This window comes from Pseudomonas sp. S5D5 (assembly GCF_003013355.1).
Taxonomy (GTDB): Bacteria; Pseudomonadota; Gammaproteobacteria; order Pseudomonadales; family Pseudomonadaceae; genus Aquipseudomonas; species Aquipseudomonas aylmerensis.
In genome coordinates this window covers 5,298,844-5,323,504 of sequence record NZ_PTEO01000001.1, presented here as the reverse complement: position 1 = coordinate 5,323,504, position 24,661 = coordinate 5,298,844, and the positions used below count along the sequence as shown (strand labels likewise).

Here is a 24,661-nt window from a genome sequence, read left to right as displayed (position 1 = left end):
CCCTCAGCGCCAGAACCCGTTGTCGAGTTGCTCAAGTTGCCGGGTCAGTTCACTGCGCGCTTCGCGGATGCGGCGTTCGTCCTGGGTGTCGAGCACCTGCTGGAATTGCCCGGCCCAGTGCCCGAGCTGCTCGCGCAACTCACCCAGGCTTTCCTGGTAGAGGCGTTCGAGGCGGGCGACGAGTACGGTGTTGACCTGCTGGTCGCGGGGGTGAACCTTCAACTCTGCCAAGGCTTGCAGGCGTTGCTGGATCTCCTGCGGGTTCAGCACGCCGGGGTTGTTCTCGATCACCAGCGAGTGTTGCTCGCCGGTCAGCGGGATTTTCACCTGGGCTTCCAGCAGGCCGTTGTTGTCGTAGGTGAAACGCACGTCCAGCGAGACTTCACCGGCCTTGCGCTTGGGCACGGCAATTTCCAGCTGGCCCAGCTCGATGTTGTCTTTGACCAGGCGGCTTTCGCCCTGGTAGATCTTCAACAGCACGCGGGTCTGGTCGTCGTACAGGGTGAACACACTTTTGACCCGGCTCACCGGCACGCTGCTGTTGCGTTCGATCAACGGCAGGTAGTGGCCGCTTTCGATGTGGCTGCCGTACTGGTTCGAGGTCTCGATACCGAGGGTGTAGGGGCAGACGTCGGTCAGCACGACTTCTTCGAGGGCGGCCGAGCGTGCCTTCAGCGCGGCCTGGATCGCGGCGCCGTGGGCGACCACCTGGTCGGGGTCGAGGCTGATGGACGGGAAGCGCCCGAACAGGCCGGCGGCGAGTTTGCGCACCAGCGGCATGCGCGTGGTACCGCCGACCAGCAGGATTTCATCGAGGTCGCCAACGCGAATCCGCGCATCGCGCAGGGCCCGTTCGATCGGCGCGCGCAGGCGTTCGAGCAGTGGCGTGTAGAGCTTGGCCAGCTCCTGTTGGGTGATGGTCGTGACCCATTGCTGGCCGTCGACGCGCAGGTTGAAGTCGGCGCTGTCGTCCTGGCCCAGGGCCTTGCGCACGCGCTCGGCCTCGCGGCGCAAGGCTTGCAAGACGCTGCTGGTGGGCGGGAAACCCTGGGCGTTGCGCTGGCTGTCGACAAAGTGTTCGAGCAGCAGCGTGTCGAAGTCTTCGCCGCCGAGGAAGTTGTCGCCGGCGCTGGCGCGCACTTCCATCACGCCGTCGAACAGCTCGATGATCGACACGTCAAAGGTGCCGCCACCGAGGTCGAACACCAGGAACGAGGTTTCCTTGTCGCGCTGGTGCAGGCCGTAGGCGAGGGCGGCCGCGGTGGGCTCGTTGATCAGTTTCTCGACGTTGAGCCCCGCCAGTTCGCCGGCGATGCGCGTGGCCTTGCGTTGGCCGTCGCTGAAGTAGGCGGGCACGCTGATCACGGCTTCGGTGACGGTATGGCCGTAGGTGCGCTCGATGTCTTCCTTGAGACTCTTGAGCACCAGTGCCGAGAGTTCTTCAGGACGGAACGAACGGTCGCCCAGGCGCACTTCGGTGGCACTGCCCATGTAGCGCTTGAACAGCGAAGTGGTCAGGTGCGGGTGCGTGTGCAGGCGCTCTTTGGCGGCCTGGCCGACCAGCACGCGGCCTTGGTCATCCAGCCCGACCACGCTGGGGGTGAGCATCTGGCCCAGGGCGTTGGGCACCAATTCAGTGGCATCACCCCGCCAGACTGCCGCGAGACTGTTGGTGGTCCCCAAGTCGATTCCTACGATCATTACGACAAGCTCCCTCTGTGGTCTGTAAGAATCTGTTACCAATTTTACCCTGAAAGGTTGAAGGGAGCGCAAGGTGCACGACCGGGGATAGGCGGATCGGTGGGGTTGGAGCGAGATGGGCAACCGAGCAAAAAACACGCGGCTTTTCTGTAGGAGCTGGCTTGCCTGCGATGCAGGCACCTCGGTACATCAGTGACACCCATTCGATGCAATCGCAGGCAAGCCAGCTCCCACAGAAAAGCACCGTTGAGCAGTGAACAGGCATAAAAAAACCGCTTCCGGTAAGGGAAGCGGTTTTATCTACAGCCGCACTGTCAGAACAACTTCAGCGGCGGTGCCTGTTCTTTCAACGGCTCGTTCTTCGCGGTCTGCTCGTTCCAGCCACCGCCGAGGGCCTTGTACAGGTTGACCTCGCTGTTCAGCTGCGCCAGGCGGTCGGTGATCAGCGATTGCTGGGCACTGAACAGTTGGCGCTGGGCGTCGAGGAAGGTCAGGTTGCTGTCGACACCGATGCGGTAGCGACGCTCGGCCAGGCGGTAGTAATCCTGGTTGGCCGCGACGAAGCCACGTTGGGCATCCAGCTGCTGCTTGTAGGTTTCACGCGCGGCGAGGCCGTCGGAAACTTCCTGGAAGCCGGTCTGGATCGCCTTCTCGTAGTTGGCCACGTTGATCTCTTTCTGGATCTTCGAGTAGTCCAGGCTTGCGCGCAGGCTACCGGCGTTGAAGATCGGGATGTTGATCTGCGGGGCAAACGACCAGGTCCCCGAGCCGCCTTTGAACAGGCCGCCCAGGGTCGGGCTGGCAGCGCCGGCACTCGCGGTCAGGCTGATGCTTGGGAAGAACGCCGCACGGGCCGCGCCGATATTGGCGTTGGCCGCCTTGAGGTTGTACTCGGCCTGCACAATGTCGGGACGACGTTGCAGCAGGTCCGATGGCAACCCGGCCGGCACTTCGCTGAGCAGGTCATCCGACAGCGGCTTGCTGGTGATGTTTGCCGGCAAGCCGGTGCCCAGCAGCAGGGTCAGGCTGTTTTCGTCCTGGGCCACCTGGCGGGTGTAGCGCGCCAGTTGCACACGGGCGTTTTCCACCGAGGTGCGCGCCTGGCTGAGGTCGAGGGCCGAGGCCACGCCGACTTCATTGCTGCGCGAGGTCAGCTTGTAGCTCTGCTCGAACGCGCCGAGGGTGTCCTGGGTCAGCTTGAGCAGTTCCTTGTCGGCCTGCCAGGTCAGGTAGGCGTTGGCCACGCTGGCCACCAGGCTGATCTGGGTGCTGCGCCGCGCTTCTTCAGTGGCGAAGTACTTCTGCAGTGCTTCTTCACTCAGGCTGCGCACACGACCGAACAGGTCCAGCTCATACGAGCTGATCCCGAGGCCGGCCGAGTATTGGCTGGTGATCCCGGCTTCGCCGGTCTGCGACAACTTGGCCGGGGTACGCGAACGGCTGCCGCTGCCCGTGGCCGAGATGGCCGGGAACAGGTCGGCACGCTGGATCTGGTACTGCGCGGCGTAGGCGTCGATGTTCAAGGCCGCAACGCGCAGGTCACGGTTGTTCACCAGCGCGGTCTGGATCAGCTGTTGCAGGGCAGGGTCATGGAAAAACTGCTTCCAGCCCTGCTCGGCAGCGGCCTGGCCCGGTGCCTGGGCCGACGAATACGCCGGCCCCTGCGGGTATTGCGCTGCTACCGGCGCGTCGGGGCGCTGGTAGTCAGGTATCAACGAGCAGCCACTGAGCACGAATGCCGTGACGGCTAGGGAAAGTAGCGACTTGCTCATTGGCCAGCCTCTTTAGGAGTTTCAGTAGTGTCGGTCTTTTTACGCTCGCCAACGGCCGACACGGTTGCAAAGAACAGTGGCACCCAGAAGATCGCCAGGACGGTGGCGGTGATCATACCGCCAATTACGCCGGTACCGATGGCGTGCTGGCTGCCCGAGCCGGCGCCGGTGGAAATCGCCAGTGGCAATACGCCGAGCATGAACGCCATGGACGTCATGATGATCGGACGCAGACGCATGCGGGACGCCTCGATGGCCGCTTCGACGATGCCCTTGCCTTGTTCGTGGAGCTCTTTGGCGAACTCCACGATCAGGATGGCGTTCTTCGCCGCCAGGCCCACTGTGACCAACAGGCCCACCTGGAAGAAAACGTCGTTGGACAGGCCGCGCAGGCTGGTGGCGATCAATGCACCGATCACACCCAGTGGCACTACGAGGATCACCGCGATCGGGATCGACCAGCTTTCGTACAGTGCCGCGAGGCACAGGAACACCACCAGCAGCGACAGCGCGTACAGCGCAGGCGCCTGGGAGCCGGAGAGGCGCTCTTCATACGACAGGCCGGTCCATGCATAGCCGACGCCGGCCGGCAGGTCCTTGGCGATACGCTCGACTTCCGCCATCGCATCACCGGTACTGTAGCCAGGTGCTGGGGTACCGAGGATTTCCATCGCCGCTACACCGTTATAGCGCGAGAGTTTCGGCGAACCGAAGATCCACTGGCCCGACGAGATGGCCGACAGCGGCACCATCTTCCCGGAGCTGCTGCGCACGAACCACTTGTTCAGGTCTTCCGGAGACATCCGGCTGGCCGCGTCACCCTGCACGTACACCTTCTTCACACGACCACGGTCGATGAAGTCGTTGATGTAGCTACCACCCAGGGCAATCGCCAGGGTCTGCTGGATATCCGCCAGGCTGATGCCCTGGGCGCTGGCCTTCTCGTCGTCGACGGTGAGTTCGTACTGCGGCTCATCGTTCACGCCGTTGGGACGCACACCTGCGAGGATCTTGCTTTGCGCCGCTGCACCGAGGAACTGGTTGCGTGCCGCCATCAGCTTCTCGTGGCCGACGCCACCCTGGTCTTGCAGGAACACGTCGAAACCGGTGGCGTTACCCAGCTCCAGTACCGAAGGCGGCACGATGGCAAATACCATGGCGTCCTTGAAGGCCCCGAAGAAGTAACCCTGCGCACGCTTGGCCACCTCGAATACCGACATCGACGAGTCACGCTCATCCCACGGCTTGAGCATCACAAACGCGAGGCCCGAGCTCTGGCCACGACCGGCGAAGTTGAAGCCGTTCACGGTAAACACCGACTTCACGGCCTTGCCTTCGCCCGGCTCGCCTTCCTTGTCGTTCAGCAGGAAGGCGCGCATGTCGTCGATGACTTTTTGCGTACGTTCAGCCGAAGAACCGACCGGTGTCTGCACCTGGGCAAAGATCACACCCTGGTCTTCCTCAGGCAGGAACGCGCTTGGAATCCGGGTGAACATCCAGATCATGCCGGCCAGGATCAGCACGTAGACCAGGAACGCTGGAAACTTATGCTTGATCATGTTGCCCACGCCGCGCTCGTAGCTCAGTACGCCACGGTCGAAGGTGCGGTTGAACCAGCCAAAGAAACCGCGCTTGGGTTGGCCATGCTTTTCAGGATCGATCGGCTTGAGCATGGTGGCGCACAAGGCCGGGGTGAAGATCAAGGCAACCAGTACCGACAGCGCCATCGCCGAAACAATGGTGATGGAGAACTGTTTGTAGATCACACCGGTGGAACCACCGAAGAACGCCATCGGCAACAGTACCGCCGACAGTACCAGGGCAATACCCACCAGGGCGCCCTGGATCTGGCTCATGGATTTGACCGTCGCTTCTTTCGGCGACAAGTGCTCCTCGGCCATGACCCGCTCGACGTTTTCCACCACCACGATGGCATCGTCCACCAGCAAGCCGATGGCCAGGATCATGCCGAACATGGTCAGGGTGTTGATGGTGAAACCGAACGCTGCGAGGATCCCGAAAGTACCCAGCAATACCACCGGTACGGTCATGGTGGTGATGATGGTGGCGCGGAAGTTCTGCAGGAACAGGAACATCACCAGGAACACCAGCACGATCGCTTCGACCAGGGTGTGTACAACACCGGAAATCGACTCGGTCACGACCGGGGTGGTGTCATACGGCACCACCGCCTTCATGCCAGGCGGGAAGAACGGCTCCAGGGACGCCACGGTGGCGCGGATGGCCTTGGCGGTGTCCAGGGCGTTCGCACCGGCAGCCAGCTTGATCGCCATGCCGGAAGCCGGTTTGCCGTTGAACTGTGCACTGATGCTGTAGTTCTGGCCGCCCAGTTCGATACGCGCGACATCACCCAGGCGCACCTGCGAGCCGTCGGCGTTCACCTTCATCAGGATCTTGGCGAACTCTTCGGCGCTTTGCAGGCGCGTCTTGCCGATGATGGTGGCGTTCAGTTGGGTGCCGGGCAGGGCAGGCAGGCCGCCGAGTTGGCCGGTGGCCACCTGGACGTTCTGCGCCTGGATCGCGTTGCTCACATCCACCGGCGTCAGCTGGTAGTTGTTCAGCTTGGCCGGGTCGAGCCAGATACGCATGGCGTACTGCGAACCGAACACCTGGAAGTCACCTACACCCGCGGTACGCGAGATCGGGTCCTGGATGTTGGACACGATGTAGTTGGAGAGGTCGTCCTTGGTCATGCTGCCGTCTTCCGACACCAGACCGATCACCATCAGGAAGTTCTTCACCGACTTGGTCACGCGGATACCCTGCTGCTGCACTTCTTGCGGCAGCAGTGGGGTCGCCAGGTTCAGCTTGTTCTGCACCTGGACCTGGGCGATGTCCGGGTTGGTACCCTGGTTGAACGTCGCGGTGATGGTCATGCTGCCGTCGGAGTTACTGTCCGAGGCGACATAACGCAGGTTGTCGATACCGTTGAGCTGTTGCTCGATCACCTGTACCACGGTGTCCTGCACGGTTTGTGCAGAGGCACCTGGGTAGGTCACCTGGATATCAATGGCGGTTGGCGCAATGGCCGGGTATTGGTTGATGGGCAACTTCAGGATCGACAGTGCCCCGACCAACATGATCACCAGGGCAATTACCCAGGCGAAAATGGGACGGTCGATAAAAAATTTCGACATGGGTTACTCCCCCTGGCCAGCAGCGGCAGCAGGAGCAGCAGCGGAACCTGCGGGCTTGGCGTTGTCCGCGTCCTTGACCTTGACTTCGATGCCCGGCTTGATGAATTGCAAGCCTTCGGTGATCACGCGGTCACCGGCGTTCAAGCCTTTTTCCACCAGCCAGTAGGCGCCGGCAGTACGGTTGGCCACCAGTTGGCGCTGCTCGACCTTGTTGTCCTTGTTCACCACCAGCGCGGTCGGGATGCCCTTGATGTCGCGGGTCACGCCTTGCTGCGGGGCCAGGATGGCCTTGCTGTTCACACCGGCCTGCAACTGGGCGTGGACGAACATGCCAGGCAACAGGGTGTGGTCAGGGTTGGGGAACACGGCGCGCAGGGTCACGGAACCGGTGGTCTGGTCAACCGACACTTCGGAGAACTCCAACTTGCCGTCCAGGCCGTAGTCGCTGCCGTCTTCCAGGGTCAGCTTGACCTTGGCGGCATTGGCGCCGGCTTTCTCCAGCTGGCCGCTTTCCAGGTCGCGGCGCAGTTTCAGCATTTCAGCCGAAGACTGCGTGACGTCGACGTAGATCGGGTCCAGTTGCTGGATCACGGCCATGGCATCGGCCTGGCCGTTGCTGACCAGCGCGCCTTCGGTCACCGAAGAACGCCCGATACGCCCGGAGATCGGCGCGAACACTTTGGTGTAGCGCACGTTGATCTGGGCGGTTTGAACGTTTGCTTCGGCAGTCATGCGGTTGGCGACGGCGGTGTCGTATTCCTGGCGGCTGACGGCTTGCTCATCGACCAACTGCTTGTAGCGGTCGGTGATGGACTTGGTCTGGGTCAGGCTGGCTTGTGCGCTTTTCAGCGTGGCTTCATAGACCGACGGGTCGATCTGATAAAGCTGCTGGCCTTCTTTCACATCCGCGCCTTCCTTGAACAGGCGCTTGAGAATGATGCCGTTGACCTGCGGGCGAACTTCCGCGATGCGGTAGGCAGTGGTGCGGCCCGGCAGTTCGGAGGTCAGGGTATAGGCTTGCGGTTGAAGGGTGACCACGCCGACCTGAGGGGTTTGAGCGGGCGGAGCCGCTTCTTCCTTTTTACATCCGCTGAGCAGCGATGCCAGGGCGACGGCAGTGACCAGAGCGGTAACAGCTGGCTTAAGTTGCATGAAGATCCTCGGGTCAGGCGCGCAGAGTGCGCACAAGAAGTGTGGAAGGGTAAAAAACAAGCTGTGAGTAGATAAGTAGCTTGCTACGCAATATACTTACGTTCATGGTTGTTTGTAAACTCTTGACAGGCTTCGCGGAATGTTGACAAAGCACCGCCCAAAGCCTCGATTTTAGTACGTTCGGCGCCCATGACGGTGTCGTCCCACAATTATTCAGATGATCGTTACCGCCTATTGATCGTGCGTTACCGATAGTCCCAAGTGTCCTGATTGAGGTTTTACTGCCATGGTTCGTCGCACCAAAGAGGAAGCTCAGGAAACGCGCAGCCAGATTCTCGCCGCCGCCGAGCAAGCCTTCTATGAGCGCGGCGTTGCGCGGACCACGCTGGCTGACATCGCCGCGCTGGCCGGGGTGACGCGGGGTGCCATCTATTGGCATTTCAGCAATAAATCCGATCTGTTGCAGGCGCTGCTCGACACCCTGCATGAGCCGCTGGATGAGTTGGCGCGCGCCAGCGAAAGCGAGGATGAACTCGACCCGCTCGGGTGCATGCGCAAGCTGTTGATTCATTTGTTTCATCAAGTGGCCCTGGACCCGAAAACCCGGCGCATCAATGAGATCCTGTTTCATAAGTGCGAATTCACCGATGAAATGTGCGATATGCGCCGTCAGCGCCAGACCCACAGCCTGGAATGCAACCTGCGCATTGGCCTGACACTGCGTAATGCGGTCCATCGCGGGCAACTTCCGGAAAACCTCGACACTACCCGAGGGGCAGTGTGCATTCATGCCTACATCAACGGGTTGATTGGCCAGTGGCTGCTGGTCCCCGACAGTTTCCAACTGCACCAGGACGCCGAGCGCTGGGTGGATGCCGGGCTGGACATGCTGCGCTGGAGCCCCAGCCTGCGCAATTAAGACAAAATGCGTAATTGCATCCAGTTGTGTCAACAGTAAAGCCCAAGGACCGTCAATCGTCCTTTTGCCTGATCGGTGGGGTGACTTTATATACGGGCTGGCGGGCGGTTGATAGGTAGCCGCCTAAGTATTTTGTAGCGATTTTGTTGCAAGGCTGTGAAGGAATGTTTCTTCGCCCTCAAGAAAAAGCCCCGGTTCTCGCGAGCCGGGGCTTTTTCGTTTCAGCAAGTTACATCACAGGGCCAGTGTCGGGTAATCGATGTAGCCGACCGGACCCTTGCTGTAGAAGGTGTCCGGGCGTGGCTCATTGAGCGGCGCCTCGGCCTTCAGGCGTGCTGGCAGGTCCGGGTTGGCAATGAACGGTACGCCGAAGGCCACCGCATCGGCCTTGCCCGCCGCCAGCCAGGCGTTGGCGCTGTCCTTGGTGAAGCGCTCGTTGGCGATGTACGCGCCGCCGAAGGCCTTTTTCAATTGTGGACCGAGGCTGTCGCCGGCTTCTTTCTCGCGGGAGCAGATGAACGCGATACCGCGCTTGCCCAGCTCGCTGGCGACGTAGGTGAAGGTTTCTGCCAGGTTGTCGTCACCCATGTCGTGGGCATCGGCGCGTGGTGCCAGGTGCACACCGACACGGCCGGCGCCCCAGACTTCGATGGCTGCGTCGGTCACTTCCAGCAGCAGGCGTGCACGGTTTTCCAGGGAGCCGCCGTAGAGGTCGGTACGCTGGTTGGTGCTGCTCTGCAGGAACTGGTCGAGCAGGTAGCCATTCGCGCCGTGGATTTCCACGCCATCGAAGCCGGCGGCCTTGGCGTTTTCGGCGCCGGTGCGGTAGGCGTCGACGATGTCGGCGATTTCAGCGGTTTCCAGCGCACGTGGCGTCGGGTAGTCCGCCAGTGGGCGCACCAGGCTGACGTGGCCTTTAGCCTGGATGGCGCTCGGAGCCACCGGCGTTTCGCCGTTCAGGTACGACTCGTGGGAGATACGGCCCACGTGCCACAGCTGCAGGAAGATCTTGCCGCCGGCACCGTGCACCGCCTTGGTGACGTTGGCCCAGCCACGCACCTGGTCGTTGGACCAGATCCCCGGGGTGTCCGGGTAGCCCACGCCAAGTGGCGTCACCGAGGTGGCTTCGCTGAGGATCAGCCCGGCGGAGGCGCGTTGCACGTAGTACTCGGCCATCAGCGCGTTGGGTACGCGGCCGGCATCGGCACGGCAGCGGGTCAGCGGCGCCATGATGATGCGGTTCGCCAGTTCCAGGTCGCCCAGTTTGATCGGATCGAAAATAGTCGTCATGGGGAAAACACCTTTCTCTTTGAAGTTGATCAGTTGGTCGCAGGGGCCAGGTCGGCATCGCCGCTCTGGCGGAAAGTAATCAAGGTCACCACCAGCGCGAGGATCGCCAGGGCGGCGGCTGCCAGGGGCACGCTGGTCAGGCCGAAACCGTGGGCAATGACACTGCCGCCGACCCAGGCACCCAGGGCGTTGCCGATGTTGAAGGCGCCGATGTTCAAGGTGGATACCAGGTTCGGTGCGGCCTTGCCGAAGGTCACCACGTTGATCTGCAGCGCGGGGACGGCGGCAAACGAGGCGGTGGCCCACAGGAACAGGGTGATTTCAGTCGGGATCACGGCGATGCTGGTCCAGGTCAGCGCGGTGGAGACCACCGCCATGCTGATGAACACGCCGATCAGCGTGGCCGCCAGGCGTTTGTCCGCCAGCTTGCCGCCGATGATGTTGCCCACGGTGAGGCCCAGGCCGATCAGCAGCAGGGTCCAGGTCACGCCTTTGGGGGAGACGCCGGTGACGTCGCCAAGCAGAGGCGCCACGTAGGTGAAGAGGGTGAACATGGACGCGGCGAACAGCGCGGTCATGGTCAGCGACAGCCAGATGCCGGCGCCTTTGAGGGCGGCCAGTTCGGCACGCATGTCGAGTTTTTCTTCGTCACGCTTGGCCGGCAGGAAGCGGATCAGGCCGATCAGCGCCACGACGCCAATCACCGTTACGGCCCAGAAGGTCGAGCGCCAGCCGGCTGCCTGGCCCAGCGCCGTACCCAGCGGCACGCCGAGCACGTTGGCCAGGGTCAAGCCGGTGAACATCAAGGCCACTGCCGAAGCGCGTTTGTTGGCCGGTACCAGGTTGGCGGCCACCACCGAGCCGATCCCGAAGAACGCACCGTGGCACAGCGCGGTGACCACACGGGCAAACATCAGCACGTTGTAGTCACTGGCCAGGGCGCACAGCAGGTTGCCGACAATGAAGATGCCCATCAACGCTACCAGGGCGGCCTTGCGGGGCAGCTTGGCGGTGGCCAGCGCCATGAACGGCGCGCCGATGGCCACGCCCAGGGCGTAGCCGGTGACCAGCCAGCCGGCGCCGGGAATCGACACGCCGAGGTCCGCCGCCACATCGGGCAGCAAGCCCATGATGACGAACTCGGTGGTGCCGATGGCGAAGGCGCTCAGGGCCAGTATGAGTAGCGAGAGGGGCATTTGCGTTTCCTTGTTACAGCGGTGCGCTGAGTTCAGTGATGAGCGCCGTGAGGAAGGCTTGGATCACTTCCTCATTGCGTTTGAAAAAGTGCCACTGCCCGGCCTTCTGGCTGCTGATCAGTCCCGCCCGTTGCAAGGTCGCCAGGTGGGCCGACACCGTCGACTGGGACAAGCCGCAGCGCTGGTCGATCTGCCCGGCGCAGATGCCGTATTCGTGGTTGTGCAGTTGCTCGGGGAACTGCACTTTCGGGTCTTTCAGCCAGGTGAGGATGTCTCGTCGTACTGGGTGCGCCAGGGCTTTTATTATTTCGTCGAGGTCGATGGACATGGCAGGTGCTCGGTGTCGTAAAGCGTTATATCGCGATGAGGCGAACCTTAAATCGTTATATCTCGATATACCAATATGATTTTGGTCTGAGGTCAGGCTAAATCGGTATATCGGGTTATAACGATACGTTGTCGGCAGTGCTAGACTGCGCGCCATGAATTATCTCGCACATCTGCACCTGGGCGGCCAACTTCCTGCACAACTGCTGGGCAGCCTGTATGGCGATTTCGTCAAAGGCCGCCTGCAGGGCCAGTTCAGCCCGCAAATCGAGGCGGCGATCCAGCTGCATCGGTCCATCGACCGCTTCACCGACAGTCACCCGCTGGTCGGCGAGGCGTTGTCGCGTTTCAGCCTGACCCGCAGGCGCTACGCGGGGATTGTCCTTGATGTGTTCTTCGATCATTGCCTGGCGCGCGATTGGGCGCTGTATGCCGACCAACCGCTGGAGCGCTTCACCGAGCAGGTCTACCGCGTGCTCGCCGCCGAGCCGCAGTTGCCAGGGCGGCTGGCGCAGATTGCGCCGTACATGGCGGCGGATGACTGGTTGGGGTCGTACCGCGAGTTTGCGGTGATGGAGCAGGTCTTGCGGGGGATCTCGCGGCGCCTGACGCAACCCGAGGAACTGGGACAGGCCATGCAGGAATTGCGGGTGCTGTATGAGCCGCTGAGTGAGGATTTCCGGCGGTTCTATCCGCAGTTGCAGGCGTTTGCACGCACCCAACTGATCAGTGGGATCTAAGGTGGGAGCGGGCTTGCCTGCGATCGCGGTGTGTCAGCAATCGCAGCATTCACAGGTAGACCGTCATCGCAGGCAAGCCAGCTCCCACACTTTAAACCGTGTTCAGTTGATATCAGGCTGCAAACGCAGGTCGGGTATCCACCTGTTCAGCTTCCGGCAACGGCCCAAACAACGCCTTCTGCACCGCTTGCTGCGCCTGGAACGCCAGTGCCGCGCGTTCCTGTCCGGCGCAGGCGATCGGCTTGAGCACGTGGATTTCCACATCGCCCTGGTCATTGGCAAACAGGCGCATCAGGTGCGAGAGCAAATCGTCATCGCCAATGAACGGGGCCAGCGGGTCGACTTGCCCGTCGCGCAGGTAACGGATCGCCACCGGCTGCAGCGACACATCGGCCTCGATCGCACTCGCCAGCAAGCGCCCGTGGAAGGTGCGCAGGCTGCGCCCGTCGGTGGTGGTGCCTTCGGGGAACATCAGCAGCGGGTGCTGTTGCTCCAGATGACGGGTCATCTGCTTGCGGATCAACTGGCTGTCACCTGAACCGCGGCGGATAAACAGGCTGCCGGCCTTGGCCGCCAACCAGCCGGCCACCGGCCAGGTGCGCACTTCGGCCTTGGACAGGAACGACATCGGCGTGACCATGCCCAGCAGCGGGATGTCGGTCCACGACACGTGATTGCTCACCCACAGCATCGGCGTTTGTGGCAGCTCACCGTGCACCGTCACGCGAAAGGGCAGGGCGTTGGTCAGTCGCGCCATGAAAAACCGCGACCAGCGTTGGCGGCGCACCATCGAATTGGCCACCCCCATGCGTTCGAACACGCCAAACACACTGGCCATGCTCAAGCCCAGTGCCACCACCCCCAGCACCCGGGCAATGCGCCCGTATACGCGCAGGCGGCTCATCACATGGCCGCCTTGAAGTGACGTGCATAGCGCGGGCACAGCTCGTCGCGCTTGAGCAGGATGAACACGTCGGCGACCTGGAAGTCTTCATCCCAGCACGGCTCGCCGCAGATCTTCGCACCCAGGCGCATGTAAGCCTTGAGCAGCGGCGGCATTTCGGCGATCACGTTGGACGGCAGGTCCAGCGCGGGCAGCGGTTTTTTCGGTTCGGCGCGCAGGTGTTCGTTGCACAGGTAGCGTTCGCGCAGGCGCTGCATGATCGCGTGGGCCTGGATGCCGCCGTCGTGCATCGGGATGCTCGCGCACCCCATCAGGTAGCTGTAGCCGCCCTGGTTGAGCACTTCGGCCAACTCGCCCCACAGCACGGCGATGGTGCCGCCATTGCGGTAGGCCGGGTCGACGCAGGTGCGGCCGATCTCCAGGATCGGGCCCTGCAAGTGCAGCAAGCCATGCAGGCTGAATTCTTCTTCGCTGTAGAACCGGCCCAGGGTGCTGGCGGCCTGGTGGTCGAGCAAGCGGGTGGTGGCGACGAGTCGACCGCTGTTCAAGTCCCGCACGCCGATGTGGCTGCAGTGAACATCATAGTCATCCATGTCCAGGCCCAGTTCCGCGCCTTTCAGCTTGGCGTTGAACTCGCCGCTGAACACGTTGAACCGCAGGGCCTGGGCTTCCTGCAAAGCCTGCGCGCCGATCAGGCGTTCGGCTTGCAGACGGCGTTCATTGCCGGTGTCGCTGATGCGGGCGATCTGAGTCATGGCGAGTCTCCGAGTGCCGGCCACGATTTCGGCCGGTCGACTTTGTTGTCCAAAGTCAGGCTATGTAGCCTCGGTGTCATCTCCATGAAGTTATGGTGACGCTTGGATGACAGGCGTTTTGATAGGGCTGCACAGCAACGGTCGCCCGATATTGTTTTCCTACTTTTGATTTGGAGTAGGACGACCGCTTGGAGGGAACCGGATTACCCATGCTGCCACACAGGCTCTGGATGTGAGGGCAGATGGGCGCCTTATGCCGTTGGACGTTTGCCAAGCCTTCCGTTGTGGAGGTAGGAGCACTATGCCGGTTTCGCCAGTTTCGAATACCACTCCCGCCTGGTGGGAAATTAATAATCATGAAAAAAGTCAGGGTTCTGAGCCGCCGGAGGTGCAAGTCATCAGCAAACGGTACAGCGGCACCCGCAGCCAGGATGGTCGGTCTTATGGCGAACCCGTCAACAACAAGGTCGTGGCGTCGGGCATGCACCTGTTTGTATACAAGCCAGATAGTCGTGATCCTGGGAAGAAACCCGAGGACATTTGGAGTGCTTTCAGCCAGTGGAATCAGGACAACTGTGTGACCGTTGCGGCAATAAAGATGGCGATGATGCAGTTTGGTGAGCAGCCAACCGACGTATTCAAGGAGGTGCGAGAAGTCCCGGGTGGTTTCCAGGTTACGTTAAGAAATAACGAGTCGGTTTACGTGACCCAGGCTGAGCTTGAAATGACGTCCATGGCAATGAAGTTCAAGGGGACGGATCCAGGGGCGATCACCTCGGCGAACGTAATCAGTACGGTTATGGCCAAGGTTGAGCAGCAGAAATTATCCAAGGAACAGAACAGGAATGTGGGGTTTGGCGAAGCGCTGCAGGTCTTGAATCGCCCTGACGCCCTTCCTCTGGCGCTTGCGCGGCTTGGCTTGGGAAATATGATTGAAATGGTATCGCCTGAAGACTTGCTCAAGGGCCGTTTAGGGGCTTTTTCCAGCGGCGCTAAAAACGGCAGTCATAGCTCTGTGAGCGTGGGTGGTAAAGAGGAGCGTTGGGGGCTGCGCGGTGGTTCATCCCCGACTGGGGAGGATATTTACGCATATGCATTCAAGAAATCATAAGCGTGCGATGCTTGTCATAGCGGGTTGTCACAAAACCATCATTGGCCTCGGCTAGCCTCGCGGGCTTGAATGCCCCCTTGAGTTTGCGTCCATGGTCCGAGGCCTGTTGTGCGTTGCCCTGCTGTTAGCCACCGTCACCGCCCGCGCCGAAACCTGGCCGGACAAGGACTGGGTCAAGGGCACACCGCTTGAAGGCCCCGCTGTCGAAGCGCTCAACACTTATGCGTTCCCGCCGCGTGATGACACCACCCGACAAGGCATCCGCACCGATGCGTTGCTGGTGATCCGTGACGGCCAAATCATTTATGAACGCTACGCCGCGCCCACCACCGCCACCACGCCGCACCTCACCTGGTCCATCAGCAAAAGCCTGATGGCCACCGTGCTGGGCGTGGCCTTCGGTGATAATCGCTTCAAACTGACCGACCCGGCGGCGCGGTTTTACCCGCCGATGAAACAGCACCCCACGGTGACCATGGCTGACCTGTTGCACTGGGCCTCGGGCCTGGACTGGCAGGAAGACTACGAATACGCCCCGTTGAAATCCTCGGTGGTGGCGATGCTCTACACCCGTGGCCACGCCGACATGGCCGAGTTCGCCGCCGACACCGAAGCTTTCGCCGCCCCGGGCCAGGTCTTTCGTTACTCCAGCGGTGACAGCAATATTCTCTCCGCCACCCTTAAAGGCATGCTCGGCCACAAGGCCTACATGAGCTACCCGTGGGATGCACTGTTCAAGCCGCTGGGGATTCACAACGCCACGTGGGAGACCGACGCCGACGAAACCTTTGTCGCCTCGTCCTACGCCTACCTCACCGCCCGTGATCTGGCGCGTGTCGGTCTGCTGATGGCGCGAGACGGGCGCTGGGGGGAGCAACAGCTGGTGCCCAAGGCCTGGGTCGATTTCAATCGCCAGCCGTTCGGTCGCTACCAGGCCGGCCAGGACGAAGCCGTGCCTGGCGGCCAATGGTGGCTCAACCAAGGGGCTCCACGCCCGTGGCCCGACGCCCCTGCGGACACCTTCGCCGCCCTGGGTCACTGGGGCCAGGCGCTGTTTGTGATGCCTGAAGAACATTTGGTGATCGTGCGCTACGGCGATGACCGCGATGGCAGCTACCGCCATAACGAACTGCTCAAGCGCGTGCTGGCGGCGGTGAAGCCATGATCCGTCGTCGCCCGTTTACCAGCCTGTTTCTGCTGCTGTTGCTTGCCCTGCTGGGATGGATCTGGCACGAGCGCGTCAACCTGCAAGCCTTCCCCGACATCATCGCGGCCTATACCGCCAAGGAGTATTGCTCGTGTCGGTATGTGGCGAACAACCCGGCTGAATATTGCCGGGGGTATGTGCAGCAGTACGTGCCCACCAGCGCATTCACCGACAACCCGGAGCGCAGTGAAGTGACGGCCAGTGGGTTGGGGCGCACACACAGCGCGCGGTGGTTCGGCGATCGGCAGGGGTGTCGCCTCAACCCCTGACACACCACCTTCCCATGCAGGCGCCGGCAAGCCGGCGATAGGGATGTTGGCTGGTCTACCGCCATCGCAGGCAAGCCAGCGCCCACATTTGCTCGGCTTTGTCAGTTCCATTGCACCGGGCCCACGGCACAGTTAAGGTTCGTGCAGGTTTTTTGCCGCATGAGTCTTTATGTTCAATGTCAAACCCCTGGCCTTCTTCCTGCTGATCGCCGCCGCTGCGCCTGCACACGCCGATTGGTACCTGGACAACGAGTCCTCGCGCCTGTCCTTCGTGACGACCAAAAACACCGAGATTGCCGAGGTGCAGCGCTTCCTGGTGTTGCACGGCAAGGTCGACGGCAAAGGCGCGGCGCAGTTGGAGGTGGAGCTGGAGTCGGTCAACAGTGGCATTCCGCTGCGCGATGAGCGCATGCGCAACCAGCTGTTCGAGATCAAGACCTTCCCTGACGCGCTGATCAATGCGCAGATCAACCTGCAACCCATCAACGACCTGGCGCCTGGCGCGCAGTTGGAATTGCGCCTGCCACTGAGCGTGACGTTGCATGGCAAGACCCAGACCTACAGCGCCGAGCTGTTGGCAACGCGCCTGGATGATCGACGGTTCCAGGTGGTGACCCTGGAACCGGTGGTGTTGCATGCCGAGGATTTCGAGCTGGTGCCGGGTGTGGCCGCGTTGCGCAAGGCGGCGGGGCTCAAGTCGATCAGTTTGTCGGTGCCGGTGGGTGCGGTACTGATTTTCACGGCGCGCTGACGTGAGCGGCGCGGTCTTCCCGTGGCGCAGCGCCAACCGTTTCGAGTTGTTGATCGACGGCCCGCAATTTTTCCCACAGATGTTGGTGGGCATTGCCCGCGCCGAGCGGCAAGTCGATGTGGAGTTGTACCTGGTGGAAGCCGGCGCCTGCGCCGAGGCCATGGTGCAGGCGTTGGTGTTGGCCGCGGAGCGCGGGGTGCAGGTGCGCTGCCTGTTTGATGATTACGGTAGCCTGGCCTTTACCTTGGGGCTGCGCAAACGCTTGACCGACGCCGGTGTGGCGTTGCGTTTTTACAATCGCCTGAACTGGCGACGGTGGATGCGCAATCTCTACCGTGACCACCGCAAGCTGTTGTTGATCGACCAGCACATCGCCGTGGTCGGCGGCACGGGCGTTACCGATGAGTTCTGGACGCCGGGGCAAGACACTGCCGACTGGCACGAAGTGATGGTGCAGATCAGCGGCCCGCTGGTGCAGGACTGGCAGGCACTGTTCGATCGCCAGTGGCACGCCAACGCCGCGCGGCGCGAGTGGAAACCTGCCACGCATTTTGGTTTGCCCCGCTTGCCCAAGGTGCCGGCGACCGGGCCGGGCCTGGGGCGCGTGGCCTATGCCGATGCCCGCCAGCACCGCGATATTCTGCAATCGCTGATCCGCGCCTTGAACAGCGGCCAGCACCGTATCTGGCTGGCCACGCCGTATTTCCTGCCGACCTGGAGTGTCCGCCGTGCCTTGCGCCGCGCAGCCGGGCGCGGGGTGGACGTGCGCCTGTTGCTCACCGGCCCACGCACCGATCACCCGTCCGTGCGCTACGCCGGGCACCGTTATTACCCGCGCCTGCTGCGTTCGGGGGTGCAGATCTTTGAATACCAGCCGTGTTTCCTGCACCTGAAGATGGTGCTGGTGGACGATTGGGTCAGCGTCGGCTCATGCAACTTTGATCACTGGAATTTGCGCTTCAACCTGGAAGCCAACCTGGAAGCGTTGGACCCGGAATTGACGCAGGCGGTGGCGGGCAGTTTCGAGCGCGACTTTGCCCAGAGCCTGGCGGTGAGCCTGGAGGCGTGGAAGGCGCGGCCATTGTGGCGGCGGGTGAAGCAGCGGGTGTGGGGGTGGATTGATCGGCTGGTGGTCAACTTGCTTGATCGACGCGGCTGATTCGCTCACATCGATAAACGGTGGGAGCTGGCTTGCCTGCGATAGCGGCGGTGAATGTTCCACCACTATCGCAGGCAAGCCAGCTTCCACATTGACTGTGTCTACTGCTTCAGGTCAGAGCAGTTCGAAGGTTTGTTGCTGCACATCCTGGGAGTCCAGCCCGATCTGCACGTTGAACTGGCCGGGTTCGGCGGCGTACTTCAACTGGGTGTTGTAGAACTTCAAATCGTCCTCGGTGATGGTGAAGTGCAGCGTGCGCTCCTCACCGGCCTTGAGCATGACCTTCTGGAAGTTCTTCAGTTCTTTGATCGGGCGGATCATCGAGCCGGCCACGTCCTGGATATACAGCTGCACCACGGTTTCGCCGTCGACCTTGCCGGTGTTTTTCAGCGTGACACTGGCGTCGAGCTTGCCGGTCTTGTTCAGGGTGGTCGACGACAACGCCATTTCCGACAGGCTGAACGTGGTGTAGCTCAGGCCATAACCGAACGGGAACAGCGGCCCGGTGACGTCATCGAAGTACTGCGAGGTGTAGTTGCCCGGCTTGCCCGGGGTAAAGGGCCGGCCGATGGTCAGGTGGTTGTAGTAGGTCGGAATCTGCCCCACCGAACGTGGGAAGGTGATCGGCAGCTTGCCCGACGGGTTGTAGTCACCGAACAGCACGTCGGCAATCGCGTTGCCGCCTTCGGTGCCGGCGAACCAGGTTTCCAGGATCGCGTCGGCCTGTTGGTTCTCTTCGAGGATCGACAGCGGACGACCGTTCATCAGCACCAGCACCAGCGGCTTGCCGGTGGCCTTGAGGGCCTTGATCAGGTCGCGCTGGCTTTGCGGGATGTTCAGGTCGGTGCGGCTGGACGACTCGTGGGACATGCCGCGCGATTCACCCACGGCAGCCACCACCACGTCGGCATCCTTGGCGGCCTTGACCGCTTCATCGATCAGCACTTGCGGCGAACGGGTGTCATCCACCACTTCCGGGGCATCGAAGTTGAGAAAGTTGAGGTAGTCGACCACGGCCTTGTCGTTGGTGATGTTGGCGCCCCGCGCGTAGATCACCTTGCCTTTTTCGCCGATCACGGCATTCATGCCGTCGAGCAGGGTTACCGACTGCGCCGGTTTGCCGGCGGCGGCCCAGCTGCCCATCATGTCGATCGGTGCCTTGGCCAGCGGGCCGACGAGGGCGATGGTCGCGGATTTTTTCAGCGGCAGGGTGTCGTTCTGATTCTTCAGCAGTACCAGGCTGCGGCGCGCGATGTCGCGGGCCTCGCTGCGGTGCAGGCGGCTTTCGGCGTAAGTGTCGGCCGGGTCATCCTCGGCCTTGCCGATGCGCAGGTACGGGTCGGCGAACAGGCCCATGTCGTACTTGGCGCCGAGCACTTCGCGCACGGCGTTGTCGATGTCGCTCTGCTCGATCTCGCCGGACTTGAGCAAGCCGGGCAATTCCTTGCCGTACAGCGAGTCGTTCATGCTCATGTCGATGCCGGCCTTGATCGCCAGCTTGGCGGCTTCACGCCCGTCCTTGGCCACGCCGTGCTTGATCAGCTCGAAGATCGCGCCGTGGTCGCTCACTGCCAGGCCCTTGAACCCCCAGTCCTTGCGCAGCAGGTCGTTCATCAGCCAGGTGTTGGCGGTGGCGGGGACGCCGTTGATCGAGTTCAGCGCGACCATCACGCCGCCGGAGCCGGCCTTGATCGCGGCGTGGTAGGGCGGCAGATAGTCCTGGTACATCTTGACCGGGCTCATGTCGACCACGTTGTAGTCACGCCCGCCTTCCACCGCGCCGTACAGGGCGAAGTGCTTGACGCTGGCCATGATGCTGTCGGCATTGGCGGGGCTGGTGCCCTGGAAGGCCTTGACCATCACTTCGGCGATGCGCGAGACCAGGTAGGTGTCTTCGCCGAAACCTTCGGAGGTGCGGCCCCAACGCGGGTCGCGGGAGATGTCGACCATCGGCGCGAAGGTGATGTCGAGGCTGTCGGCGGCAGCTTCCTGGGCGGCGATGCGCCCGGAGCGGCCGATGGCGTCCATGTCCCAGCTGGACGCCAGGGCCAGGCTGATCGGGAAGATCGTGCGGTGGCCGTGGATCACGTCATAGGCGAAGAACATCGGGATCTTCAACCGGCTGCGCATGGCCGCGTCCTGCATCGGACGGTTTTCCGGGCGGGTGATCGAGTTGAAGGTGCCACCGATGCGGCCGGCGGCGATTTCCTTGCGGATCAGCTCGCGGGGCATCTCGGGGCCGATGCTGATCAGGCGCAACTGGCCGATCTTTTCATCGAGGGTCATCTGCTTGAGCAGGTCGCTGACGAAGGCGTCCTTGTCCTTGAGCGCAGCAGGCTTTGTTTCTGCCCAGACTGGGTGGGTGGCCAGAGTGGCAACAAGGCCGAGCAAACACAGCTTCTTCATGAATATCCTTTTTCGGCTCACTGCACAGCGCTGGGGCTGATCGGCCAAAATGTGGGGAGCGTCTATTGTTGTTCGGGTGTTGTTCAGATAAATGCAGCACACTCTGAACTCTTTTTCGCGCTGGGCATCTTTGTAGCTGATTGGCTCAATGCATTCCAGTGGTGGCGGATTATGCCCCAAGCGCGCGGTTTATAGGGTTAGTCGTCACATTCCATCCAGTTTGGTCAGGAGAAACACCATGCAAGCAGCACACTCTTCCCGCTGGGGCCTCAAGGCCGCGGCTTTGCTACTGATCAGCACGGTGCTGAGCGGTTGCGGCATCAACACCATCCCGACCCTGGATGAACAGGCCAAGGCCGCCTGGGGCCAGGTGCAGAACCAGTATCAACGCCGTGCCGACCTGATCCCCAACCTGGTGGAAGTGGTCAAGGGCTACGCTGCCCATGAGCAGGACACCCTGACCGCCGTCATTGAGGCACGGGCCAAGGCCACCTCGATCCAGGTGGATGCCAGCACCCTCGACAACCCGGAAAAACTCAAGCAATTCCAGCAGGCCCAGGATGGTTTGAGCGGTGCCCTCAGCCGCTTGATGGTGGTGTCCGAGCGTTACCCGGACCTGAAGGCCAACCAAAACTTCCTGGCCCTGCAATCGCAGCTTGAAGGCACCGAAAACCGTATCGCCGTGGCCCGCCGCGACTTTATCCAGGCGGTGCAGGCCTACAACACCGAGATCCGCACTTTCCCCGGCCGCTTGTGGCACAGCGTGATGTACAGCGATCTGCCGATCCGCGCCACGTTTGAAGCCACCAGTGCCGATGCCGATAAAGCGCCGCAAGTGAAGTTCAAATAAGGCTGCATTGAGGTGTCGATGCGTTTATTCAGGATAGGCCTGGCGCTGTGGCTGCTGGCCTGCGTGGGCGTGGCCCAGGCGGCGCTGACCTTCCCGGCATTGACCGGTCGGGTGGTGGACACCGCCCAGATGATCGACCCGGCGACTCGGGAGCAGATCACCCAGCAATTGCAGGCGCTCGAGCAAGCCCGTGGCGACCAGATCGTGGTGGTCACGGTACCCGACCTGCAGGGGGTGCCGATTGAAGACTACGGTTATCAGTTGGGCCGCCAGTGGGGCATTGGCCAGAAGGGCAAGGACAACGGCGCGCTGTTGATCGTCGCCCGCGATGAGCGCAAATTGCGCATCGAAGTCGGCTATGGCCTGGAAGGCGTGCTGACCGATGCGCAGTCCTGGGTGATCATCAACCAGGTGATTGCGCCCAAGTTCAAGGCTGGCAATTACAGCCAGGGCATCAGCGATGGTGTTTCGGCGATGGTGCAGGTGGTCGGCGGCGAACCGCTGGCGGTGCCGGCGCACGTGGCGGACGCCAACTTTGCCAAGGATAATCCGGGGTTTTCCATCGGCCTGTTTATCTTGCTGATCGGTGTGCTGTGGCTGTGCAATCGGCTGGGGCTGCCGGTGGGCGCCATCTTGCTGGCGATCCTCAGCAGCAGCAGCGGGCGCGGCGGTGGTGGCGGAAGCGGAGGCGGTGGTTTCCGCGGCGGCGGTGGCGGCTTCGGCGGCGGCGGGGCCTCGGGCGGCTGGTAATGACAATAACGACAACAGAGCATCTACAACCATGGCACTACTGAGTGAACACGAGCAACGCCAGGTCGCCGAGGCGATTGCCCGCGTCGAGCAGCAGACCGACGCCGAACTGGTGACGGTACTGGCTGCCCGCGCGGACGACTACGCCTACATCCCACTGCTGTGGGCCAGCCTGATCGCGTTGGTGGTGCCGGGTGTGGTGCATTACTTGTCCGGCTACTTGACCATGTACACCTTGCTGTTGGCGCAGTGGGCGACGTTTATCGTGCTGTGCCTGGTGTTTCGCCTGCCCAAGGTCACCACCCGCCTGATCCCGCGCTCGGTGCGCCATTGGCGCGCGTCCAACCTGGCGCGCCGGCAGTTCCTGGAGCAGAACCTGCACCACACGCTGGGCAGCACGGGTGTGCTGATTTTTGTCAGTGAGGCCGAGCGCTACGTGGAGATCCTGGTGGATGAGGGGATTTCCAAGCGCCTGGATGACAGCAGTTGGGACACCATCGTCAGGGCGTTCACTCAGCAAGTGAAACAGGGGCAGACACTGGCGGGGTTTATTGCTTGCATTGAAGCCTGCGGGGAGTTGCTCAAGGTGCATGTGCCGGTCACGCAGACCCGCAATGAACTGCCCAATCGCCTGGTCGTGCTCGAATAGCCCATCTTGCTCCAGGTGGGAACTGGCTTGCCTGCGGGGCGGGCAACTGGGTCTGTCAGGCCCGTCGAGGTGATGCAATCGCGGGCAAGCCCGGCTCCCACATAAGGTGCGTCCCGCCGTGGATGGGCAGGGTTGATTGACCGTTGATCAAATAACCCCGTGCCCTCGGCCCCCATCCCCCCTAAAATGCCCGGCATCCCCAGCCCGAGGCTTTTTTGTTCATGTCTGTCACCGCTCAACCTGCCCGCCCTGCGCCGGATCATCACGCCCAGTTCATCGAACTGTTGAGCGCAAGCCTGGCGCAGCATGCGTTTATCAAGCTGGTGCTGGCCAAGTACGTCGGTGCGGAAGCCGAGCTGCAACGGCTGATCATCAAGCAGGTAGAGGTCAAGGAGCAGCCGTGCCTGTCCTTCGTCTACCGCTACAAGACCCGCGACATCACCAAGAATTTCGCGCTGGCCGAAGGTGTGGCGATGATTGCCGAGTTGCTGCCGGCGTCCTTCAAGAACGCGCACCTGCTGTCGCTGACCGATGAAGCGCAGCTGGAATACAGCAAGAAGAACAAAAGCTCGCTGTTCAAAAGCAAGCCGCAGCAACTGCGCGAGGCGCCTTCGGCTGAGCATAACCGCGAGAAGAATCGCTTCCTCGACCTGAGCCGGCCGTTCCTCGCCGACCTCGGCGTGACCGATGCCAGGCAGGCGCTGATCCCGTCGATGTCGCGCAAGTGGAAGCAGATCAACAAGTTCATCGAAGTGTTCAGCCATGCGCTGACCTCATCACCGTTGAAGCTGGACCAGCCGGTGCGCGTCGCCGACTTCGGCTCGGGCAAGGGCTACCTGACCTTTGCGATTCACGATTACCTGCGCAACACCCTCAAGGCCGAGGGTGAAGTGACCGGCGTGGAACTGCGTGAAGACATGGTGACCCTGTGCAACAGCGCCGCTGCGCGCCTGGAGCATCCGGGCCTGGTGTTCAAGTGCGGCGACGTGCGCAGCGTGGCGCCGAGCGAGCTGGACGTGATGATCGCCCTGCATGCCTGCGACATTGCCACCGATTACGCGATCCACACCGGCATCCGTTCCGGCGCGTCGATCATCATGTGCTCGCCGTGCTGCCATAAGCAGATTCGCCTGCAGATCCAGAGCCCGGCGCTGCTCAAGCCGATGCTGCAGTACGGCCTGCACCTGGGCCAGCAGGCGGAAATGGTCACCGACAGCTTGCGTGCGCTGTTCCTCGAAGCCTGTGGCTACGAGACCAAAGTGTTCGAGTTCATCTCGTTGGAGCACACCAACAAGAACAAGATGATCCTCGCGGTCAAGCGCGCCGAGCCTTTGGACAACGCGCAGTTGCTGGCGAAAATCCAGGAGCTGAAGGCGTTCTACCACATCACCGAGCACTGCCTGGAAACCCTGCTGAGGGCGGATGGTTTCTTGAACTGAACACACTACGTGCAGGCGCTGGCTTGTGTGGGAGCTTTCGAGCTTTAGCGAGGCTGCGAAAGCGGCGGTATTGGCGATAGGATTCCCCTGTGGGAGCTGTCGAGCTTTAGCGAGGCTGCGAAAGCGGCGGCATGGGCGATAGAGGGGTTGGCTGAC

Annotated in this window: 21 protein-coding genes; 11 read left to right on the top strand and 10 right to left on the bottom strand. The window is 62.0% G+C overall.

Annotation, left to right across the window (positions count from 1 at the left end; translation table 11 throughout):
* Positions 1 to 3: 3 nt before the first annotated feature.
* From C9990_RS24300 to C9990_RS24285, 4 genes are all read right to left on the bottom strand, one after another.
* On the bottom strand, positions 4 to 1,701 hold the full coding sequence (locus C9990_RS24300) for a molecular chaperone HscC (RefSeq protein ID WP_106804902.1): 1,698 nt from the start codon (positions 1,699 to 1,701) through the stop codon (positions 4 to 6).
* Between the two features lie 314 nt (positions 1,702 to 2,015).
* A complete protein-coding gene (gene adeC, locus C9990_RS24295) occupies positions 2,016 to 3,473 on the bottom strand; it encodes an AdeC/AdeK/OprM family multidrug efflux complex outer membrane factor (protein WP_106804901.1) in 1,458 nt (485 codons plus the stop codon).
* On the bottom strand, positions 3,470 to 6,631 hold the full coding sequence (locus C9990_RS24290; protein ID WP_065899472.1) for an efflux RND transporter permease subunit: 3,162 nt from the start codon (positions 6,629 to 6,631) through the stop codon (positions 3,470 to 3,472). Before C9990_RS24290 ends, adeC begins: the two co-directional genes overlap by 4 nt.
* Positions 6,632 to 6,634: 3 nt before the next feature.
* Complete coding sequence (locus C9990_RS24285; protein ID WP_106804900.1) at positions 6,635 to 7,783, bottom strand: efflux RND transporter periplasmic adaptor subunit; 1,149 nt, start codon at positions 7,781 to 7,783, stop codon at positions 6,635 to 6,637.
* A 286-nt stretch (positions 7,784 to 8,069) separates the two neighbouring features.
* On the opposite strand from C9990_RS24285, the gene C9990_RS24280 reads away from it, so the two are divergent.
* Positions 8,070 to 8,702: a TetR family transcriptional regulator gene (locus C9990_RS24280; RefSeq protein WP_065899470.1), complete on the top strand. Its 633-nt coding sequence runs from the start codon at positions 8,070 to 8,072 to the stop codon at positions 8,700 to 8,702.
* A gap of 234 nt (positions 8,703 to 8,936) precedes the next feature.
* Here the strand turns inward: C9990_RS24280 and C9990_RS24275 are convergent, their stop codons facing one another.
* From C9990_RS24275 to C9990_RS24265, 3 genes are read right to left on the bottom strand one after another with little or no spacing between them, the layout of a single operon-like run.
* Entirely contained in the window at positions 8,937 to 9,992 is a 1,056-nt protein-coding gene (locus C9990_RS24275) for an alkene reductase (protein ID WP_065899469.1), read from the bottom strand.
* Between the two features lie 29 nt (positions 9,993 to 10,021).
* Positions 10,022 to 11,188, bottom strand: coding sequence for an MFS transporter (locus tag C9990_RS24270; protein ID WP_065899468.1), 1,167 nt, complete (start codon positions 11,186 to 11,188; stop codon positions 10,022 to 10,024).
* 13 nt (positions 11,189 to 11,201) lie between these two features.
* Positions 11,202 to 11,516 carry a helix-turn-helix transcriptional regulator gene (locus C9990_RS24265; RefSeq protein ID WP_065899467.1) on the bottom strand — a complete coding sequence of 105 codons (315 nt, stop codon included), beginning with the start codon at positions 11,514 to 11,516 and terminating at the stop codon, positions 11,202 to 11,204.
* A gap of 154 nt (positions 11,517 to 11,670) precedes the next feature.
* On the opposite strand from C9990_RS24265, the gene C9990_RS24260 reads away from it, so the two are divergent.
* Positions 11,671 to 12,255, top strand: a complete 585-nt coding sequence (locus C9990_RS24260) for an ACP phosphodiesterase (protein ID WP_106804899.1) — start codon at positions 11,671 to 11,673, stop codon at positions 12,253 to 12,255.
* 112 nt (positions 12,256 to 12,367) lie between these two features.
* On the opposite strand, the gene C9990_RS24255 is transcribed toward C9990_RS24260, so the two are convergent.
* Both C9990_RS24255 and olsB read right to left on the bottom strand, forming a co-directional pair.
* Complete coding sequence (locus C9990_RS24255; RefSeq protein ID WP_106804898.1) at positions 12,368 to 13,159, bottom strand: 1-acyl-sn-glycerol-3-phosphate acyltransferase; 792 nt, start codon at positions 13,157 to 13,159, stop codon at positions 12,368 to 12,370.
* Complete coding sequence (gene olsB, locus C9990_RS24250) at positions 13,159 to 13,914, bottom strand: L-ornithine N(alpha)-acyltransferase (protein ID WP_049709576.1); 756 nt, start codon at positions 13,912 to 13,914, stop codon at positions 13,159 to 13,161. The genes C9990_RS24255 and olsB overlap by 1 nt, the downstream gene beginning before the upstream one ends.
* 301 nt (positions 13,915 to 14,215) lie before the next feature.
* Here olsB and C9990_RS24245 point away from each other — a divergent pair, with 301 nt between their 5' ends.
* The 5 genes from C9990_RS24245 to C9990_RS24225 all read left to right on the top strand — a co-directional run bounded on the left by C9990_RS24245 (position 14,216) and on the right by C9990_RS24225 (position 18,411).
* The gene (locus C9990_RS24245; protein WP_157955098.1) at positions 14,216 to 15,025 is read left to right on the top strand and encodes a hypothetical protein; all 810 of its coding nucleotides are present in this window, start codon (positions 14,216 to 14,218) and stop codon (positions 15,023 to 15,025) included.
* Between the two features lie 91 nt (positions 15,026 to 15,116).
* Positions 15,117 to 16,190 (top strand): serine hydrolase, encoded by a 1,074-nt coding sequence (locus C9990_RS24240; RefSeq protein ID WP_106804896.1) that lies wholly within the window; start codon positions 15,117 to 15,119, stop codon positions 16,188 to 16,190.
* Entirely contained in the window at positions 16,187 to 16,501 is a 315-nt protein-coding gene (locus C9990_RS24235; protein ID WP_065899462.1) for an amidase, read from the top strand. The genes C9990_RS24240 and C9990_RS24235 overlap by 4 nt, the downstream gene beginning before the upstream one ends.
* A 169-nt stretch (positions 16,502 to 16,670) precedes the next feature.
* Complete coding sequence (locus C9990_RS24230; RefSeq protein ID WP_065899461.1) at positions 16,671 to 17,252, top strand: YceI family protein; 582 nt, start codon at positions 16,671 to 16,673, stop codon at positions 17,250 to 17,252.
* A gap of 1 nt (position 17,253) precedes the next feature.
* A complete protein-coding gene (locus C9990_RS24225; protein ID WP_065899460.1) occupies positions 17,254 to 18,411 on the top strand; it encodes a phosphatidylserine/phosphatidylglycerophosphate/cardiolipin synthase family protein in 1,158 nt (385 codons plus the stop codon).
* A 114-nt stretch (positions 18,412 to 18,525) separates the two neighbouring features.
* Here C9990_RS24225 and bglX read toward each other — a convergent pair whose 3' ends face one another.
* On the bottom strand, positions 18,526 to 20,817 hold the full coding sequence (bglX, locus tag C9990_RS24220) for a beta-glucosidase BglX (protein ID WP_106804895.1): 2,292 nt from the start codon (positions 20,815 to 20,817) through the stop codon (positions 18,526 to 18,528).
* A gap of 238 nt (positions 20,818 to 21,055) precedes the next feature.
* Here bglX and C9990_RS24215 point away from each other — a divergent pair, with 238 nt between their 5' ends.
* The 4 genes from C9990_RS24215 to C9990_RS24200 all read left to right on the top strand — a co-directional run bounded on the left by C9990_RS24215 (position 21,056) and on the right by C9990_RS24200 (position 24,505).
* Entirely contained in the window at positions 21,056 to 21,667 is a 612-nt protein-coding gene (locus C9990_RS24215) for a LemA family protein (protein WP_106804894.1), read from the top strand.
* Positions 21,668 to 21,685: 18 nt separating this feature from the next.
* Entirely contained in the window at positions 21,686 to 22,417 is a 732-nt protein-coding gene (locus tag C9990_RS24210; RefSeq protein ID WP_106804893.1) for a YgcG family protein, read from the top strand.
* A 31-nt stretch (positions 22,418 to 22,448) separates the two neighbouring features.
* Positions 22,449 to 23,066: a TPM domain-containing protein gene (locus tag C9990_RS24205; protein WP_106804892.1), complete on the top strand. Its 618-nt coding sequence runs from the start codon at positions 22,449 to 22,451 to the stop codon at positions 23,064 to 23,066.
* Positions 23,067 to 23,287: 221 nt separating this feature from the next.
* Positions 23,288 to 24,505: an SAM-dependent methyltransferase gene (locus C9990_RS24200; protein ID WP_065899455.1), complete on the top strand. Its 1,218-nt coding sequence runs from the start codon at positions 23,288 to 23,290 to the stop codon at positions 24,503 to 24,505.
* Positions 24,506 to 24,661 lie beyond the last annotated feature (156 nt).

What these genes read in the sequence shown, in the direction of transcription:
- C9990_RS24240 (WP_106804896.1), top strand. Translation starts at nt 15,117, where the DNA reads ATGGTCCGAGGCCTGTTGTGCGTTGCCCTGCTGTTAGCCACCGTCACC.
- C9990_RS24200 (WP_065899455.1), top strand. Translation starts at nt 23,288, where the DNA reads ATGTCTGTCACCGCTCAACCTGCCCGCCCTGCGCCGGATCATCACGCC.
- C9990_RS24280 (WP_065899470.1), top strand. Translation starts at nt 8,070, where the DNA reads ATGGTTCGTCGCACCAAAGAGGAAGCTCAGGAAACGCGCAGCCAGATT.
- C9990_RS24235 (WP_065899462.1), top strand. Translation starts at nt 16,187, where the DNA reads ATGATCCGTCGTCGCCCGTTTACCAGCCTGTTTCTGCTGCTGTTGCTT.
- C9990_RS24215 (WP_106804894.1), top strand. Translation starts at nt 21,056, where the DNA reads ATGCAAGCAGCACACTCTTCCCGCTGGGGCCTCAAGGCCGCGGCTTTG.
- C9990_RS24210 (WP_106804893.1), top strand. Translation starts at nt 21,686, where the DNA reads ATGCGTTTATTCAGGATAGGCCTGGCGCTGTGGCTGCTGGCCTGCGTG.
- C9990_RS24255 (WP_106804898.1), bottom strand. Translation starts at nt 13,159, where the DNA reads ATGAGCCGCCTGCGCGTATACGGGCGCATTGCCCGGGTGCTGGGGGTG.
- C9990_RS24275 (WP_065899469.1), bottom strand. Translation starts at nt 9,992, where the DNA reads ATGACGACTATTTTCGATCCGATCAAACTGGGCGACCTGGAACTGGCG.
- C9990_RS24205 (WP_106804892.1), top strand. Translation starts at nt 22,449, where the DNA reads ATGGCACTACTGAGTGAACACGAGCAACGCCAGGTCGCCGAGGCGATT.
- C9990_RS24270 (WP_065899468.1), bottom strand. Translation starts at nt 11,188, where the DNA reads ATGCCCCTCTCGCTACTCATACTGGCCCTGAGCGCCTTCGCCATCGGC.
- C9990_RS24260 (WP_106804899.1), top strand. Translation starts at nt 11,671, where the DNA reads ATGAATTATCTCGCACATCTGCACCTGGGCGGCCAACTTCCTGCACAA.
- olsB (WP_049709576.1), bottom strand. Translation starts at nt 13,914, where the DNA reads ATGACTCAGATCGCCCGCATCAGCGACACCGGCAATGAACGCCGTCTG.
- C9990_RS24290 (WP_065899472.1), bottom strand. Translation starts at nt 6,631, where the DNA reads ATGTCGAAATTTTTTATCGACCGTCCCATTTTCGCCTGGGTAATTGCC.
- C9990_RS24265 (WP_065899467.1), bottom strand. Translation starts at nt 11,516, where the DNA reads ATGTCCATCGACCTCGACGAAATAATAAAAGCCCTGGCGCACCCAGTA.
- bglX (WP_106804895.1), bottom strand. Translation starts at nt 20,817, where the DNA reads ATGAAGAAGCTGTGTTTGCTCGGCCTTGTTGCCACTCTGGCCACCCAC.
- C9990_RS24230 (WP_065899461.1), top strand. Translation starts at nt 16,671, where the DNA reads ATGTTCAATGTCAAACCCCTGGCCTTCTTCCTGCTGATCGCCGCCGCT.
- C9990_RS24245 (WP_157955098.1), top strand. Translation starts at nt 14,216, where the DNA reads ATGCCGGTTTCGCCAGTTTCGAATACCACTCCCGCCTGGTGGGAAATT.
- adeC (WP_106804901.1), bottom strand. Translation starts at nt 3,473, where the DNA reads ATGAGCAAGTCGCTACTTTCCCTAGCCGTCACGGCATTCGTGCTCAGT.
- C9990_RS24300 (WP_106804902.1), bottom strand. Translation starts at nt 1,701, where the DNA reads ATGATCGTAGGAATCGACTTGGGGACCACCAACAGTCTCGCGGCAGTC.
- C9990_RS24285 (WP_106804900.1), bottom strand. Translation starts at nt 7,783, where the DNA reads ATGCAACTTAAGCCAGCTGTTACCGCTCTGGTCACTGCCGTCGCCCTG.